At 54.4% G+C, this 1,363-nt stretch carries 2 protein-coding genes; one reads left to right on the top strand and one right to left on the bottom strand.

Annotated elements, in window-relative coordinates; all coding sequences use genetic code 11:
- Positions 1-247 precede the first annotated feature (247 nt).
- On the top strand, positions 248-694 hold the full coding sequence (locus NZ705_12480) for a DUF29 domain-containing protein (GenBank protein MCS7293759.1): 447 nt from the start codon (positions 248-250) through the stop codon (positions 692-694).
- Between the two features lie 188 nt (positions 695-882).
- Here NZ705_12480 and NZ705_12475 read toward each other — a convergent pair.
- Positions 883-1,363 (bottom strand): FAD-dependent oxidoreductase (locus tag NZ705_12475; GenBank protein ID MCS7293758.1); only part of this gene is annotated, 481 nt, incomplete at its 5' end.

Below are 1,363 nucleotides of genomic sequence, written 5' to 3'. Positions count from 1 at the left end.
GTGCTGGGGGCGCTGAAGATGTTGGGCATCCAAGAACTCAAGAGCATGATTCACCAGGACGACGGCGCGGAAGTGACGTGTCATTTCTGTAGCTCAGTCTTTCATGCCCAGCGCAGTCACCTGGAACAACTGGTGCAGGAATTGGAACAGGAGGCTGCTACGAAGCCGGTGTGATATTGCGCAGGGGGCGCTAACCGTAATTCCCCCAGGTTATCCTGAAGAAACAACGACCTTTGCGGGGTTTTTGATGGCGAGTGAAAACTGGCTGCATACCCTTTATGAGCAAGATATTGGGCGGTGGGCAGAAGAAACCGTTGTCCATTTTCAAAAGGGTGACTTCGCCAAGCTGGACATCGAGCATCTGATTGAGGAAATTGAGGCTTTGGGGATTTCACAAAAGAAAGAATTCGTCAGTTGCCTAGTGGTTCTACTGGAGCACTTGTTAAAACGAATGCACGTTCCATTACCGGCTGCCTACAACGGTTGGGAACGCACGATTCGCACACAACGGGCTGAGTTGAAAGTATTGCTCGATGTTGCTCCCAGTCTCATCAACCGGTGGGAGTGGAGTTGTGCCAAGGCCTGGCCGATTGCTCTGGCGAATGTCAAGGACGAGTATCCCCAAGTCCCCTTTCCTTATACGTGGCCTTACGACGCTACGCCGGCAACGATTCTCAACCAGCGTTTTTGGTAAATGTTTTTTCTCGGATTAGGAACCTACAGCAGAAAACATTTAGGTTGTCGGCCCTAGGAAGCGAGTAACGTGGAAGCATCCAGGATGCCGATTGCTGACTGTGTCAAGCATTCTGTGCTTAGCTATATGCTCTTAAACAGGACTGCTACATATTGTTTTTTTTCCTCTACCACACCCCAGCGCCCAAGTTATTTTCCCATTGATGAAGTGGCTGACGCCAGTTCCCAGAGCCGTCGCTTAACCTCCTGCGCAGTCCAGGGAGCGAGCAGCACTCCATTGCGGTAGTGACCCGTCGCCCAGATAACCCAGGGACAGTGGGGGTCGTTTTGCACAATTGGCGCCGTCTGGTCAACCGGTCGCGGGCGTAAACCGTACCACTGCCGTTGCCAGGTTTTGCCCTGTAAAACGGGACACATTGCCACTGCCCTTTGCCAAAGCTGCTCCCAGGTGGCCGGGTCCGGGGTCGTTCTTGCTTCCACAGTTGCGCCAACCCAAACACTGCCCGACGCCTGGGGAACAATCGCCGTCTCTTGCCCGTAGATGACTGGGTAGTCGGCCAACTCCGGACACCAAACCTCCACAGCCTGTCCCAACACCGGTTCCAGCCGGAACGGCGCCGATAACCCTGGAATTTGCGTGGACCCCAACCCCGCGCTCACCACCAGCGCG

The organism is Gloeomargarita sp. SKYB120 (genome assembly GCA_025062155.1).
Taxonomy (GTDB): domain Bacteria; phylum Cyanobacteriota; class Cyanobacteriia; order Gloeomargaritales; family Gloeomargaritaceae; genus Gloeomargarita.
Note: the sequence above shows the minus strand (reverse complement) of the source record. Positions and strands in the feature narration are given on the sequence as shown.

Coding starts and splice junctions, on each gene's coding strand:
- NZ705_12480 (MCS7293759.1), top strand. CDS start 248: ATGGCGAGTGAAAACTGGCTGCATACCCTTTATGAGCAAGATATTGGG.